At 64.7% G+C, this 15,402-nt stretch carries 10 protein-coding genes; 7 read left to right on the top strand and 3 right to left on the bottom strand.

Annotation, left to right across the window (positions count from 1 at the left end; all coding sequences use genetic code 11):
• Positions 1 to 208: 208 nt before the first annotated feature.
• From nrdI to nrdF, 3 genes are all read left to right on the top strand, one after another.
• On the top strand, positions 209 to 568 hold the full coding sequence (gene nrdI / locus H582_RS0109230; protein WP_028598323.1) for a class Ib ribonucleoside-diphosphate reductase assembly flavoprotein NrdI: 360 nt from the start codon (positions 209 to 211) through the stop codon (positions 566 to 568).
• Positions 555 to 2,639, top strand: coding sequence for a class 1b ribonucleoside-diphosphate reductase subunit alpha (gene nrdE / locus H582_RS0109225; protein ID WP_028598322.1), 2,085 nt, complete (start codon positions 555 to 557; stop codon positions 2,637 to 2,639). The genes nrdI and nrdE overlap by 14 nt, the downstream gene beginning before the upstream one ends.
• Before the next feature lie 81 nt (positions 2,640 to 2,720).
• Positions 2,721 to 3,677 carry a class 1b ribonucleoside-diphosphate reductase subunit beta gene (gene nrdF / locus H582_RS0109220; RefSeq protein WP_028598321.1) on the top strand — a complete coding sequence of 319 codons (957 nt, stop codon included), beginning with the start codon at positions 2,721 to 2,723 and terminating at the stop codon, positions 3,675 to 3,677.
• A 94-nt stretch (positions 3,678 to 3,771) separates the two neighbouring features.
• Here the strand turns inward: nrdF and H582_RS0109215 are convergent, their stop codons facing one another.
• The 3 genes from H582_RS0109215 to metE all read right to left on the bottom strand — a co-directional run bounded on the left by H582_RS0109215 (position 3,772) and on the right by metE (position 10,560).
• The gene (locus tag H582_RS0109215; protein WP_028598320.1) at positions 3,772 to 7,557 is read right to left on the bottom strand and encodes a DUF11 domain-containing protein; all 3,786 of its coding nucleotides are present in this window, start codon (positions 7,555 to 7,557) and stop codon (positions 3,772 to 3,774) included.
• A gap of 134 nt (positions 7,558 to 7,691) precedes the next feature.
• Positions 7,692 to 8,009 (bottom strand): hypothetical protein, encoded by a 318-nt coding sequence (locus H582_RS32795; RefSeq protein ID WP_043111142.1) that lies wholly within the window; start codon positions 8,007 to 8,009, stop codon positions 7,692 to 7,694.
• A 232-nt stretch (positions 8,010 to 8,241) separates the two neighbouring features.
• Positions 8,242 to 10,560: a 5-methyltetrahydropteroyltriglutamate--homocysteine S-methyltransferase gene (gene metE, locus H582_RS0109205; protein WP_043111141.1), complete on the bottom strand. Its 2,319-nt coding sequence runs from the start codon at positions 10,558 to 10,560 to the stop codon at positions 8,242 to 8,244.
• Between the two features lie 256 nt (positions 10,561 to 10,816).
• Between metE and H582_RS26740 the strand changes: the two genes are divergently transcribed.
• From H582_RS26740 to H582_RS0109185, 4 genes are all read left to right on the top strand, one after another.
• Positions 10,817 to 12,511: a PucR family transcriptional regulator gene (locus H582_RS26740; RefSeq protein WP_084136958.1), complete on the top strand. Its 1,695-nt coding sequence runs from the start codon at positions 10,817 to 10,819 to the stop codon at positions 12,509 to 12,511.
• A 22-nt stretch (positions 12,512 to 12,533) separates the two neighbouring features.
• Positions 12,534 to 13,772: an XdhC family protein gene (locus tag H582_RS26735; RefSeq protein WP_052333099.1), complete on the top strand. Its 1,239-nt coding sequence runs from the start codon at positions 12,534 to 12,536 to the stop codon at positions 13,770 to 13,772.
• Between the two features lie 242 nt (positions 13,773 to 14,014).
• Positions 14,015 to 14,695 carry a nucleotidyltransferase family protein gene (locus tag H582_RS29945; protein WP_164820157.1) on the top strand — a complete coding sequence of 227 codons (681 nt, stop codon included), beginning with the start codon at positions 14,015 to 14,017 and terminating at the stop codon, positions 14,693 to 14,695.
• A 525-nt stretch (positions 14,696 to 15,220) separates the two neighbouring features.
• Positions 15,221 to 15,402: transposase (locus H582_RS0109185; protein WP_028598317.1), on the top strand; the 182-nt coding region annotated here is incomplete at its 3' end.

The raw sequence follows: 15,402 nt of genomic DNA, 5'->3' as shown, positions 1-15,402 counted from the left end.
CAACTTAGGCAAGGCCCGGACGGAGAGAGCACCCAACGAGTGACAGCTCCGATCGGGTTGTTTCGGCTGTTTCCGCAAGCCGCCTTGGCCGCTGCTTCGCCGTCGGAGCCCTGGTTTCTCCAGCTGGAGGAGCTACTAGATCTAGTAGCAGGGCTTTGCCGGCGAATTCGCCCCGAGACAGCCACAAAAGAGAGAAGGAGTGGACCGCATGCTCATCGCCTACACGTCCCGCACGGGCAACGTGCGCAAGTTCGTCAGCAAGCTCGGCTATCCGGCCGTGCAGATCAGCGATTCGACGACGATGGACGAGCCTTTCGTCCTGGTCACCTATACGACGGGATTCGGCGAGGTGCCGCCGGCGGTCGACGCCTTCCTCGAAAAGAACCGGACTTATCTGCGCGGCGTGTCGGCCAGCGGCAACCGCAACTGGGGAACCTGCTTCGCCGGCAGCGCGGACAAAGTCTCGGAGCGGTACGAAGTGCCGGTCATCTGCAAGTTCGAGCTGTCGGGGACGGCTCGGGATGTCGAACAATTCATGCGGGAGGTGCAGCCCCTTGCGGCATATTGAGCTGAACAACGAGATCATGAAGCGCGGAGCGGACGGATTCTTCAAGCTGGAAAAGGATAAGGAAGCCGTCGCGGCGTTCATGGAGGAAGTCCGGGCCAAAAGCCCTTCCTTCGCGAGCCATAAGGAGAAAATCGATTACCTGATCGAGAACGACTACTACGAGGACGTATACAAGCACTATTCCGAGCAGGAAGCGGTCGCCGTGTTCGAGCTGGCGCACAGCCTCGAGTTCGAATTCCCTTCCTATATGGCGGCATCCAAGTTCTACACGGACTACGCGATGCGCAGCAATGACCGCAGCCAGTTCCTCGAGCACTACCCGGACCGCGTCGCGATCACGGCGCTGCATCTCGGACGCGGCGACGCCGAGCTCGCCAAGTCGCTGGCCGTGTCGATGATGGAGCAGCGCCTGCAGCCGGCGACGCCGACGTTCCTCAATGCCGGCAAGAGCCGCCGCGGCGAGATGGTCAGCTGCTTCCTGCTGGAGATGGACGACTCGCTCAACTCCATCAACTACAACCTCTCGACCTGCATGCAGCTGTCCAAGATCGGCGGCGGCGTGGCGGTCAACCTGAGCAAGCTGCGCGGACGCGGCGAGCCGATCAAGGGCGTCGAGGGCGCGGCCAAGGGCATCATGCCGGTGCTCAAGCTGATGGAGGACGCCTTCTCCTACGCGGACCAGATGGGCCAGCGCAAAGGCTCCGGAGCGGCGTACTACAACATTTTCGGCTGGGACATCATGGAGTTCCTCGACAGCAAGAAGATCAACGCCGACGAGAAGACGCGCCTGAAGACGCTGTCGATCGGACTGATCGTGCCGAACCGCTTCTACAAGCTCGCCGAGGACAACCAGCCGCTGCATGTGTTCGCGCCGTTCTCCGTGTTCAAGGCGTACGGCAAGCATCTCGACGACATGGACATGGACGAGATGTATGACGAGCTGATGGCCAACCCGGCCGTCCGCAAGAAGCTCATCATGGGCGCGCGCGACATGCTGGTCAAGATCGCTACAATCCAGCTGGAGTCCGGCTATCCATACATCATGAACAAGAGCAACGCGAACCGCTTCCATGCGCTCAAGGATATCGGCAGCATCAAGATGTCCAACCTGTGCACGGAAATCTACCAGCTGCAGGAGACGTCGGAGATCGGCGACTTCGGCGAGCCGGATACGATCCGCCGCGACATCAGCTGCAACCTGGCCTCGCTCAACATCGCGAACGTCATGGCGCACGGCAAGATCCGCGAGACGGTGCAGGAGGGCATCGCCGGCCTGACGGCCGTCAGCGACATGACCCGCGTCTCCAACGCGCCGGGCGTCGTCAAGGCCAACGAGGAGATGCACTCCGTCGGCCTCGGCGCGATGAACCTGCACGGCTATCTGGCCAAGATGAAGATCGCCTACGAGAGCCCGGAAGCCCGCGACTTCGTCCGCACGTTCTTCATGATGATGAACTTCTACTCGCTCGACAAGAGCGCCGACATCGCCGCCGAGAAGAACGAGCGCTTCCGCGACTACGACCGCTCGGAGTATGCCAAGGGCACCTACTTCGACCGTTACCTGGCGACGGACTACCGTCCCGTGACGGACCGCGTCAAGGAGCTGTTCGCCGGCATCGAGATTCCTTCGCCGCAGGACTGGGCGGAGCTGAAGGCCAAGGTCGCCCGCCAAGGGCTGTACCACGCGTACCGCCTGGCGATCGCGCCGACGCAGAGCATCTCCTACGTGCAGAACGCGACTTCGAGCGTCATGCCGATCGTCGAGCCGATCGAGACGCGCACTTATGCGAACTCGACGACCTATTATCCGATGCCGTTCCTGTCGCAGGACAACTTCTTCTACTATAAATCGGCCTACGCGATGGATCAGTTCAAGGTCATCGACCTGATCGCCGAGATTCAGGAGCATGTCGATCAAGGCATCTCCGCCGTGCTGCACGTCAACAGCAGCGTGACGACGCGCGAGCTGGCCCGGTATTACCTGTATGCGGCCAAAAAGGGACTGAAGTCCCTCTATTACACCCGCACGAACCGGCTCGGCGTGGAGGAGTGCGTCAGCTGCGCGGTCTAATTTAAGGAGGAACCACCCATGAAACCGATCGATCTCGCCACGCCGGCAGCTCCGGCCTCTGGCGCCGCCGCTGCCGCGCCGCTGCGCGCCGTCAACTGGAACCGTCCCGACGACGACTTCACAGCGACGTTCTGGAGCCAGAACCTGATGCAGTTCTGGACGGACGAGGAGATTCCGCTGTCCGACGACAAGATGAGCTGGATGTACCTGAACGATCAGGAGCGCGACACGTACATGAAGGTGCTGGGCGGCCTGACGCTGCTCGATACGGTGCAGGGCGGCGTCGGCATGCCGAGCCTCGTCGAGCATGTCGAGGGGCTTCAGCGCAAGGCGGTGCTCGGCTTCATGGGCATGATGGAGCAGATCCACGCCAAGTCGTACAGCAGCATCTTCACGACGCTCGCTTCGACGGAAGAGATCGACGCCGTATTCCGCTGGGTGGAGAAGCATCCGCAGCTGCAAAAGAAAGCCTCCGTCATCTCCGGCTACTACCGCAGCATCGAGTCGCCGCGCGACTTGTACATGGCGATGGCCGCTTCCGTGCTGCTCGAGAGCTACCTGTTCTACAGCGGCTTCTTCTATCCGCTCTATCTCGCCGGCCAAGGCAAGATGACGAGCAGCGGCGAGATCATCGACCTGATCCTGCGCGACGAGAGCATCCACGGCCTGTACGTGGGCGTGCTGGCGCAAGAGGTGCATGCGTCGCTGAGCGAGCAGGAGCAGGCGGAGACGCTGCAGGAGCTGGACCGGCTGCTGCGCGAGCTGCATGCCAACGAGGAGCAGTACACGGACGAGCTCTACGTCGGCATCGGCCTGCAGGACGAGGTCAAGAAGTTCGTGCGCTACAACGCCAACAAGGCGATGATGAACCTCGGCCTGGAGCCGATCTTCGAGGACGAGGACATCAATCCGATCGTGCTCAACGGCATCAGCACCCGGACGAAGCAGCATGACTTCTTCTCCAAAAAGGGCAACGGCTATGTCCGCACGCTCAACGTCGAGCCGCTGCGCGACGAGGACTTCCTCTTCGACTTCTAGATTCGGACTCAAACAAACGGCAAGCCCCCCGGAAAAGCGCGCCTAGCGCGGTTTTCCGGGGGGCTTTTTTGCGGACTGGAGCCGGTCGGCAGCGTTATTCCTCTTCTTCCTCGATCAGCACTTGAACGGTGTTGGAGAGGGCCACCTGCGGAAGACGGCTGCCGTTCGGCAGCAGAAGCTCATAGCCGGCCGAAGCGGAGTTGACGACGACCGGGATCGGCGGCGCGAACGCGGCGAGCACCTGGAAGGCGACGATGACGGTGCTTCCTGCTGGAACGGCGCCGATCGGGATGCGGGACGGCGTCAGCTCGGGGGGCAGAGCCGTGCCGCCGACGGTCAGGCTGCCGGGCACGAATTGAAGTCCCGCGGCCAGAGCGTCGTAGACGATGACATTTTCGATCGGCTGCGTGTTGGGATTGAGCACGGCGAGCTCGAAGCGCACGGAGCCGCCGACCGTGACGGTCGAGACGCTGGCTCGCTTGACCAGCGAAGCGAGCGCCAGCACGGGCACGGTGACCGGATTGGTAGTGATTGTCTGCGTGAAGATCCGTCCATTCGGCAGGATGAACGTCAGATCGAGCCGCGCCTGGTTGACCAGCACGCCTCCGGGAGGGAAAGAGACGACCTTGAGCTTGAACGTTACGGTCGCCGTGCTGTTCGCCTCGACCGTGCCGACGAAGGCTCTCGTCTGCGTGTTCGCCCCTGGCACCGGCACGCCGTCGAGCTGAAGGCTGTTCTCGACAAAAACGCTGCCTTCCGGGAGATGGTCGCTCCAGATGATGTCTGCGTTGTAATTGCCGGTAATGGTGATGTCCACCTCATACAGCACCTCGTCGCCGACGAAGGCGAACGGAGTCAGCGCCCGCTTGATCGCCGTGACGGAAGGATTCGCGACCGAGACGACGACGAGGTTGGAGAGCGAGGCAACCGTCGTGCCTCCTGAGGTGAAGGTGGCCGTCGCGACATCGTCCACATCGTAATCGGGCTCGTTCAGCGAGACGACCTCTTCCACGAACGTCAGCACGGCTTGCTGGCCGGGAGCGAGCGTGCCGAGGCTGACTCCTGCGGCGATGTTCCCGGCCGACGGCACGCCGTTCACGGCGAGGCTGCCCGGGACGAAGACGGCTCCGGGCGTCGTGTCGTCGGTGACGACGACATTCGTCGCCGGCCCGGCGGAAACGTTCTCCACGACGATCGTGTACGTGATGCGGTCCCCGACGAGCGCATAGGTCTGGGAGGCGGACTTGACGACCGAGAGCTGCGGATTCGTCTCCAGAATCGTGACGAGGTTGGACAACGCCGTGCCGGAGCCGGTCGCGCCGGAAGGGGAGCTGAACGTGAAGGCGGCCGAAGCCTGATTGTCGAACTGTCCGTCCGGCGGCGATGACGTCAGCAGCACGTCGTAGCTGACGGAAACCGTTCCGCCCGGAGCGACCGTGCCGGCCGCGATGCCCGTCGTCGGATCGGCTCCCGGAACGAGGATGCCGTCGACCCGCGCCGTATCGGGCACAAAGGAGCTGTAGGCGTTCAACGGGTCGACGATCGTGACGGCCGCAGCGACGTTGCCCGTATTGGTCGCCGTGACGGAGTAGGAAACGACATCGCCGACCGCGGCGACCGTGACGGACGCCCGCTTCGTCAAGCCGATGACCGGCTGCAGCACCTCCAAGTCGACCGGATTGGACGCGGAGCTGTTCGGCGCGCCGAAATACGTGAACGCGAGCGAGGCTTCGTTCGTCAGCACCGGAGGCTCCGGAGCGGAAAGGACGAGGAGCTGGAACGTCACCGTCGCTGTCGCGCCGGAGGCAAGCGTGCCGAGCGGGATGCCGGAAGCCGGATTCGCGGCTGGATTCGGCACGCCGCCAACGACGACGCTTCCCGTCACGAACGCGTAGCCGTTTGGAATCGTGTCCGTCAGGACGGCGTTGTCGATCGGACCGATGCTCTCGTTGGCGACGGAGACGGTGAACGTGACCGTCTGGCCGATGATCGCGCTGCTGGCGTCGGCCGATTTTTCGACGGGCACGATCGGCGGGTTGACCGGAGCGACGACCGGAATGACGACTGTGTTCGACGGCGTCTCGCCTGTCAGCGTGCGGCCGTCCGGCGGCTGGTACGTGTAGTCGGCGGTCGACTGGTTGACGAGCGTGCCGGCCGGCGGGATGGAGGTCGCCTGCACTTCGAACGTAACGACGGCGGACTCGCCTGGACCGACAGGGCCGACCGCGATGCCGGTGACCGGGTTTTCGCCCGGAGCGGGGACGCCGCTTATGGTGACGCTGTTCGGCACATAGGTCGATCCCGCCGGAATCGGATCGACGATCGTCACGTTCGCCGCGATGTTGCCGCTGTTTTCAACTAGCAGCGAGTAGGTCACGATGCCGCCGAGCGGAACGGGGGACGGGCTGCCGCTTTTGACGAGCGTAAGGATCGGCTGATAAACGGGGATGCGCACGATGTTGGACGGCACGAACGTGGAGATGACGGGCGAGTCGGGCGTCGGCTGATACGTATAGGCGACGCGGCCTTGATCGTCCAGCGTCCCGCTGAACGGCACCGCCGTCACTTTGTACTTGAACGTGATGACGGCCGTGGCACCGGGAGCGAGCGAGCCGACGGTCACGCCGGTGTCGGGATCGGCGCCGGGCAGAGGCGTGCCGTTCAAGGTGACGCTGCCGGCCACGAAGGAGGAGGCGGTTTCGTCGATGCTGTCGGTTACTTGAACGTTGGTTGCCGTCACGCTCCCAGTATTGCGCACGGTCAGCGTGTAGGTGATGGTGTCGCCGACGACGGCGTCTGCGGCCGACGCTGACTTGACGATCGTCAGGATCGGCTGCGTGATGTCGATCTGGATGCCGATGGAGTCGACGAGATAGCCGTCTCCGCTCGTCGTCAGCTGCAAGACGGCGGAGGTCTGGGCGTTCAGCAGCGTGCCGGCCAGGCTGACATTGGTCACGTCATAGCCTTGCCGGCCGGCCGGGATGTTCGAGCCGGGATTGCCGTTGATCTGGTTGCGCGTGCCGAACGTGCCGGAGGTGTCGAGCAGACCGGCGTCGTTATTGATCTGCGAAGCGAAAAAGTTGTTGGCGAAGTTGTTCGGACCCGACAGCGTCGTCAGCGTCGCGGCCGTCGGCCCGAACCGGGCCTGGTCGCCGTTCTTGTTGGCGTCGCCTTCCTGGGCGCTGATCGCGGCTCTGGCGTCCAGCGGGCCTTGAAAAGGAGTGGCGAAGCCGGTGACGACCGTGCTGACCGGTCCCGATGTCGACAGGATGACGGCCGCGCCGACGCGGATCGACAGATTGCGCAGCGGCATCGACGGATCGGCGTATGCGACGGCGAGCGTCCACATGGCATGATTGGACGTCGGATCGGGCACGACGATCGTGCCTACGACTCCGCTCGTCGTATACGCGCCTGCTCCTGCCGTCTGCACGATCGAGGTGACGTCGGCCGAACGGACGTAAGCGTAGCCGGGAGGATAGGGAGGGCTGTTGGACAGCAGCACCTCGAACGCCGTCGCCGGGTCCGGAGCGATGCTGGCCGATCCGAGCGGCGTCGTCAAGGTGACCGGATCGTTCAGGAACGAGCTGAGATTGACGCCGTTGTTGATGTACATGCCGCCCCAGATGAGCTCGGCATAAAGCACGCTGCTCCTGGCAGGAAGATTCAGCAGCGCCGTCGAGCTGTTCTGCTGGAAATTCGATGTCGTCCCGGCCGGGTAAAGGCCGAATTTCTGCGTGGTGTCGATCGTCGTAAAGGCGCCGATGCTGTCCACGGTGCCGGGCACTCCGACCGTGTTCGACCGGCTGAGGCCGAGCGTGTTTCCCGTATAGGTGATCGCTCCATTTTGGTTCAACAGGAATCGGTTGACAAAGGGCATTTTTGAAATCCTTTCCGCCGCTGCTCGCCGGCATGAAGTCACCCCTCACATCTATGCCGAAACGAGCGAATTATGCGGAAAATCAAAAAAGCTCCCCCGATGCCCGGTCGGGAGAGCGGATTCAACAAGCTGGATTACTTGAGCTCGATGATTTCGTTGATGTTGCGGATTTTCAGCGCATCGGCGATGGAGCTCAGATGATAGATGTTGATCGTGCCGCGCTGCAGATGGCAAATTTCCGTGATGACATTCGGACGCACGCCGGCCAGACGGGCCAGCGCCCCTTTGGTCAGCGGCTTGTACAGCCGTTTTGCGTCGCTGGCCAGCTCCGCGTAGGCACGGATGGGAAGAAGCGTGTTCGTCGACTCGTCGATGAAGTACTGGCGAATCAGCGTTTCCAGATTGCTTTGGATGCGATGGGTCGCTTTGTCATACGTACTGGTTGTGCTCATAGCAAACTCCCTTTCCTTATTATGTAAGTCCAATGACCTAGTTGATTGTTATATCGGATGAATAACGGGAGATTTGCACTATTTTTATCATCATTTTTAAGTTTTCTTTCGTTCTTACCGATTTTGCTTTCCTCGAAAAGCGAACAAAAAGAGACCGCCGACCCACCCGATCGAATCGGGGAGGACGACGGTCCGTCTCAGCTTGATTTCCAGCTGACGAGGATGGCGGCGATCAGGTCGAGCTTGCCGCGAGCCGCTTGGACGAGCGGATCTCGCGCGCGGCGGCGACCATATTGTGGAGGGAGGCGGCGGTTTCTTCGCGGCCGCGCGTCTTGAGGCCGCAGTCCGGATTGATCCAGAACAGCTCGGGATCGAGGCTGCGCAGGGAGCGCTCGATCATCGAGACCATCTCGGAGACGGACGGCACGCGCGGGCTGTGGATGTCGTAGACGCCGAGGCCGATGCCTTTTTCATAGGTGTTCTCCTCGAAGCTGTGGATCAGCTCGCCATGGGAGCGGGACGTCTCGATCGAGATGACGTCGGCATCCAGGTCGCGAATTGTATCAATGATATCAGAGAACTCGCAATAGCACATATGGGTATGGATCTGCGTCGTATCCGTCACGCCGGTCGTAGCAAGGCGGAAGGCGTCGACGGCGGCGCGCAGCTCCTCGGGCCAGCGGCTTTTCTTGAGCGGCAGCCCTTCGCGCAGCGCCGGCTCGTCGACCTGGATCATGCCGATGCCGGCGTTTTCCAGCTCGGCCACCTCCTTGCGGAGCGCGAGCGCGATCTGCAGCGCCACCTCGCTGCGCGGCAGGTCGTTGCGCACGAACGACCAGTTGAGGATCGTGATCGGGCCGGTAAGCATGCCTTTGACCGGCTTGCTCGTGAGCGACTGCGCATAGACGGTTTCCTGGACCGTCATCGGGTCGACGAAGTCGACGTCGCCGTAGATGACCGGAGGCTTCACGCAGCGGGAGCCGTACGACTGCACCCAGCCGTTCGACGTGAAGGCGAAGCCGGCAAGCTTCTCTCCGAAAAATTCGACCATGTCGGTGCGCTCGAACTCGCCGTGCACGAGCACGTCGAGGCCGATCTGCTCCTGCAGCGAGATCCAGTCCTGGATCTGATCGCGGATGAACGTCTCGTAGGAGGCTTCGTCCAGCGTGCCCTTGCGCCACTTGGCGCGGGCGGAACGGATCTCCGCCGTCTGCGGGAAGCTGCCGATCGTGGTCGTCGGCAGCAGCGGCAGCTGCCAGCGCTTCTGCTGCTCGACGCGGCGCTCGGCGAATGCGCTCGTCCGCTCGGAGCGCTTGCCGCCGTGCTGCTCTACGCTCGCTCGCACCGACGCGACGCGACGCTCCGGCAGCGCGTCGAACGCGGCGAGCGCTTCACGGCTGGCGGCGAAGCCGGCAGTCACCGTCTCGTCCTGCTCGTCTGCTGCGAGCGAGGCGGCAGAAGCGAGCAGCGCCAGCTCGGCGAGCTTCTCGTCGGCTCCGGCCAGCGCGCCCTGCAGCGCCGGATCGAGCTTCGCTTCGCCGGCCAGGGAGACCGGCACATGCAGCAGGCTGGACGACGGCTGCAGCAGCAGGCGCTCGGCCGGCACGACGGCTTGCAGCTGGCGGACGAGCGCCAGCGCCGCGTCGAGATCGGCGCGCCAGATGCCGCGGCCGTCGAGGATGCCGGCGGCGAGCGTCAGCTCTTGCGGGAAGCCATGCTCGGCGATCGCCTGCAGGTTGCGGCCGCGGTCATGGACGAAGTCGAGGCCGATGGCGGCGACCGGCAGGCTCGTCAGCGCCTTGTAGTCGTCCGGAGCGTCGAAGTACGTCTGCACGATCAGCTTCAGCTCGGGAGCGGCCTTCGCCAGCTCGGCGTAGATGTGCTGCAGTCGCGCCGCGTCGCCTTCGGCGAGATCGCCGCAGACGACCGGCTCGTCGAGCTGCGCCCACGCGGCTCCGGCCTCCTGGAGCTCGGCCAGCACCTGGCCGTACAGCGGCAGCAGGCGGTCCAGCCAGGCGTCCGTCTCGGCAGCGGCGTAGCCTTTGGACAGCTTGAGGAACGTCAGCGGTCCGATCAGCACCGGCTTGCCGTCGATGCCGAGCTTCTCCTTGGCTTCGCGGTACGCCTGCAGCGGCAGGTTGGCCGTCAGGGCAGGCTCGGCGCCGCCGAGCTCGGGCACGATGTAGTGGTAGTTCGTGTTGAACCACTTCGTCATCTCGCAGGCCGTCGCCGAAGCGTTGCCGCGAGCCATCGAGAAGTAGAGCGCGAGCGGCACCTCGCCGCCCTCGTAGCCGTAGCGCTGCGGCACGATGCCGAACATCGCCGCCGTGTCCAGCACGCGGTCATAAAACGTGAAGTCGCCGACCGGAATCAGGTCGAGGCCGGACTGCTGCTGGCGGCGCAGCCGCTCCAGGCGGATCGCCTCCATCTCCTGCTGGAACTGCGGCTCCTCGATCTTGCCGGACCAGAACGCCTCCAGCGTCTTTTTCCATTCCCGATTCTCCCCGATATTGGGATAGCCGAGGCTGCTGCTCTTCACCGTGCTGCCCATTGCTTCCAACCTCCTGTTGCAGGCCGTTCGCCTGTCTCGAATATAGGCTTCATTATGCCGAAGCGGCGGCGATCTGCCTAATTGCAAATAGGAATAGCTGGTTATAGCCTGCGGTTAGGAGCCCGAATGGATTTCCGCTAAAAAACCATTGTTGCCTTGCCCTCGGAAGCCTATAATGTTAGATAATCTAACATTAGAATGGATCTCGCGGCCGGGAGAGGGCGACCGGCCAGGCAAGAACGAGGAGGCGGCAAGCATGCATATGACGGTCGAAGAGGCGATGTCCGTATTTCCGCTGTCGGAGGGCAGGCTCGTAGCGGGAGCCGCAGGCAAGGGACGGATCGTGAAATCCGTCAACGTCATGGATGCGCCGGACATCTGGGATTGGATCAAGGAAGGCGAGATGCTGCTGACGACCGGCTACCTCATCAAGGACGACCCGGAGGGCGGGGCGGGGCTGCTGCGCCAGCTCGAGCGCCGCGGCTCGTCGGGACTCGGCATCAAGCCGGGACGCTTCTGGCCGCAAATTCCGGCGGAGCTGATCGCGGCCGCCGACGAGCTCGGATTCCCGCTCATCGAGCTTCCGTACGCCTACACGTTCTCGGATCAGATGAACGGGCTGTACCGGGCGGAGATGCAGCGCAGCACGACTGCCCTGCAGGCGGCGCTCGACAAGCAGAAGCAGCTGATGCGCTTCGCCATGCAGAGCGATCCGATCCGACATCTGCTTGACGAGATCGCCGGCGTCGTCGGCTATCCGCTCGCCGTCGTCGACCGCAGCGGCGAGATGATCTACAATTCCAGCCGCGTCGAGGCGGCGGCGCTGCTGCAGGGCTGGCCGTGGACGGCGGGGCGCCATCCGTGGACGAAGGGCGACGGGTGGCATTGCTGCCGGATTCCGCTGGAGACGGAAGGCGGCGCCGGGCAGGACGTCCAGGGCTTTGCCTGCTTCGTGACGGAGGAGCCCTTTTTCACGACGCTGGAAGAAAGCCTGTTCCATCAGGCGGCGCAGCTGATCGCCTACCAGCTGGAAGCGCGGCACGCGGCCGCCGGCAGCGCGGCGCGCAGCTACGAGGCGCTCGTCCGCAGCTATCTGGAGGGCGGCATCGCCGCGTCGGAGCTGGCGGCGCACGGAGGTACGGCGGAGTCGGCGGCCATCTCCGGCGCGTATGTGCCCGTGCTGACCGATGCGGGCTCGGCGCCGGACGAGGCGGCGTGGGAGGCGCGCCTGGAGCGGACGCGGCTCGAGTATGCCCGGCATCCGCAGCTCGGGCGCTGCGGCGCGCTCCATGTGCGGCTTGAGGAAGGGCTGCTCTCGCTGTTCCCGGAGCCGGCGGCGGGCGAGCAGCTGGAGGCGCAGCTGGCCGCATGCGCGGCGAGCCTGCGCAAGGAATCGGGCGGCGCGGCGCGAGTCGTCGTCGGCAGCCGCCGCATCGGGGAAGCCGCGCTGGCCGGCGCCTGGACGGAGCTCAAGGAGGCGCTGCGCATGGCGCGCCGCTGGGGCGTGTCCGAGGCCGTCGTGCCTGCCCGGCGGATGGAGCTGGCGGCCTTGTTCGAGGACGTGCCCGCAAGCCGCATCGCCGCCTACTGCGACCGGGTGCTCGAGGGGCTGCTGCGCAAGGAGCCGGAGTACAGCCAGGAGATGCTGCGCACGCTCGAGGTGTATCTCGAGCAGGACGGCCAGCTGGCCGAGACGGCCAAGAAGCTTTATATCCACCGCAATACCGCCTCGTATCGACTGGAGCGGATCAGCGACCTGCTCGGCGTCGACCTCAAGAAGACGGACGACCTGCTGCGGCTGAAGCTGGCGTTCCGGCTGCGCGGCTTCGGCGCGCTGCCGGCGTCGGCTGTGCCGAGCAAGGCGGCCCGGGCGGAGGCCGAGACGGCGGCGGGGGATCATCCGGCTGGTCATGCGTCCGGCCGCGCGCCTGGGCGGCGCAAGGCGACCTAGAGCGCAGAGAGGGGGAGCAGGCATGGATGCAGGACGGGTTTTGGAAGGCTGGAACGGATCGGAGCCGTTCGTGCTGGCGACGATCGTGGAGGCGGCCGGCCATTCGTATCGCAAGCCGGGCGCGTGCATGCTGCTCGGCCGCGATGGGCGTCGCCGCGGCAGCGTCAGTCCCGGCTGCCTGGAGGCGGATCTGGCTCAGCGCGCCGAGATGCTGCTGGATGAGTCGGAGCGCGGCGCAGGCGGGGAGCCGAGCTGGCAGCGGGTGCTTTACGACATGAGCTCGCCGGACGATCTGCTGTGGGGCGAGGCGACCGGCTGCGGCGGCTCGCTGACGGTGCTGCTGGAGCGGATCGAGGGCGAGCTGGCGGACGTGCTGCGGCAGGCGGCGGGACTGCAGGATGACCGGTGGCTGGAGCGCCGCCTGCATCCGGGACGCATCGGCTACCGGCTGCTCGATCAGCCGCTCTGTCCGGCGGAGGCAGGCGACGAGAATGTCGTCCGTTATGTGACGCATCTGGCAGCGCGCCCGCGGCTGATCCTGTTCGGCGCCGGAGACGACAGCATCCCGATCGCCGAGCTGGCGCTGCGCGCGGGCTTCCGCGTCGTCGTCGCCGACTGGCGGGAGGGGATGTGCGCGCCGGGGCGGTTCCCGGACTGCGAGCTGCGCATCGGCTCGCCGGCAGAGCTGCTGGACGCGCTGCGCATCGGCACGGCCGACTATGTGCTGCTGTGCAGCCATCGGCTCCGCTTTGAGCGCGAGCTGCTGGAGCGCCTGGCGGCGGCGCCGCCGCGTTATGCCGGCGTGCTCGGCTCCCGCCGGCGGATCGCGCTGCTGCGGGACGGCCTCGATTATCCGGGCTTGATCTCCGGTCCGGTCGGGCTCGACATCGGCGGCGACGGCGCCGAGGAGATCGCGCTCAGCATCGCGGCGGAGCTCGTTGCCGTGCGGCGGCGCGGCGCGCTGCCGCAGCTGGCGCTGACGCGGCAGCCGGCCGCGGCCGTGCCCTTGGAGCGCATGCGCGAGGAAGGCAAGGCGGCTGCGAGCGTCGCGCTGGCGGGAGGGAGCGTGAAGGCGGCTGCGGGCGTCGCGCTGACGGGAGGGAGCGTGAAGGCGGCTGTGGGCGGCGCTGACGTCGGGACGGCAGCGCTCGCGAGCGGCAGGAGCTCCGACGCGGCTTATTCCAACGGTAGTGCCGGGCTCCTGGCGGATAGCTGCCTGCTGCAGCCGGGTCGCGTCATCGCCGAGGGAGGCGGCGGCTGATGGCGACGGCGGGACAGATCGGACGCGGGATCGGAGCCGGAATCAGCAACGGGCCGACGAGCGGAAGCGTGGTCGGCACCTGGAGCGTAGACGGGATCGGAACCGGTACAGGAAACGAGCGCGGAATCGGGAACGGGATCGGGACCGGTAACGGAATCGGCAACAGGATCGGCAACAGGATCGGTAACAGGATCGGAATCCAGGCAGAAGGCCCCGGCCAGGTGGAAGGAGGCAAGCCGCTTATGCGAGCGGTCGCGATTTGCCTGGCGGCCGGCGCAGGCTCGCGCATGGGCGGGGCCAAGCCGGCCCGCGAGCTGGCGCCGGGCGTCAGCCTCGGCTCGGCGGTGCTGAGCGAGCTGGCGGCGAGCGGAGTCGAGCGGGTGGTGGCCGTGCTGCGTCCCGGCGACGACGGGACATGGCTTCCAAGCGGAGCCGGGGCGGCGCGGCCCGATCCGGCCGGCTGCTGGCCGCCACTCGAGCGGGTGACATGTCCCGACGCGGATCAGGGCATGGCGCATTCGCTTCGTTGCGGCCTCGCAGCCGCTCTCGGCAGCAGCGGCGATGAGCCGAGGCTAGACGCGGTCCTGATCGCGCTTGCGGATCAGCCTTTCGCGGACGCCGCTTTGATGCGGCGCCTCCTGGCTCGTCTGGCGGAGCGTCCAGAGCTGGACTGGACGGCTTGCGCCGGCGCCGACGGATTGCCCGTGCCTCCTGTCGCGCTTCGCTCCACGATGTTCGACGCCGTCTGGCGCTTGAGCGGCGATCAAGGCGCCCGCAAGCTCCTGCGGGACACAACGTTCCAGGGCGATGCGCTCCACGATGTGCCGGAGCAGATGCTGCTCGACGCGGATACGCCGGAGGAGCTGAAGCGGCTGCGGCAAGCCTGGGAGCAGATGTACTCAAGCCGCAGCGGCATCGCCTGAGCGATCGCAACGGAACTACAAGACGTTCTTAGTCGGGCAGAGGCTGTTTTTGCTCGTCCATGAAGCGGTAGAGCGCGATGTGGCGGAACGAAGCTGAGGCTTTCATGCACCGGTTCAGACGCAAAGACTCCAACAAAACGAAAAACGTACATCCTCCAAACAGCCGCGGTCGCCGGGGCTGTTTTTGCGTTGACGCTATATCTATCCAGCGATGTAGTTGCGCGGAAAATCCGAGTAACTGTGCTCGAACAGGTGTCCCGACGCCGGAGTTGCGCGGAAAATCCGAGTAACTGTGCTCGAACAGGTGCCCCGACGTCGGAGTTGCGCGGAAAATCCGAGTAACTGCGCTCGAACAGGTGTCCCGACGTCGGAGTTGCGCGGAAAATCCGAGTAACTGCGCTCGAACAGGAGTTAAGTCCATATAATTGTGTAAAATGCTCCTGACCATAAAAAGAAAAGCCATGGTAGGACTCTCGGTTAGAATGGAAGTTGTCGAGACCAACATTCCAAGGAGAGTGCCTACACATGACTCAATACCAGATTACCGTAGATCAGGACATTTTGCACCAGCTGTTTATCGGAACCGATCGGGACGCGGGAGTGGCCCGCTTGTTGGAGACGGTGCTGAATCAGGTGCTGACAGCCCAGGCGACAGATCAGCTGGCGGCGCAGACGTACGAGCGCACCAGCGAGCGCAAGGGCTATCG

The organism is Paenibacillus pasadenensis DSM 19293 (genome assembly GCF_000422485.1).
Lineage (GTDB): Bacteria > Bacillota > Bacilli > Paenibacillales > Paenibacillaceae > Paenibacillus_O > Paenibacillus_O pasadenensis.
This window is presented reverse-complemented; position numbering and strand designations above follow the sequence as displayed.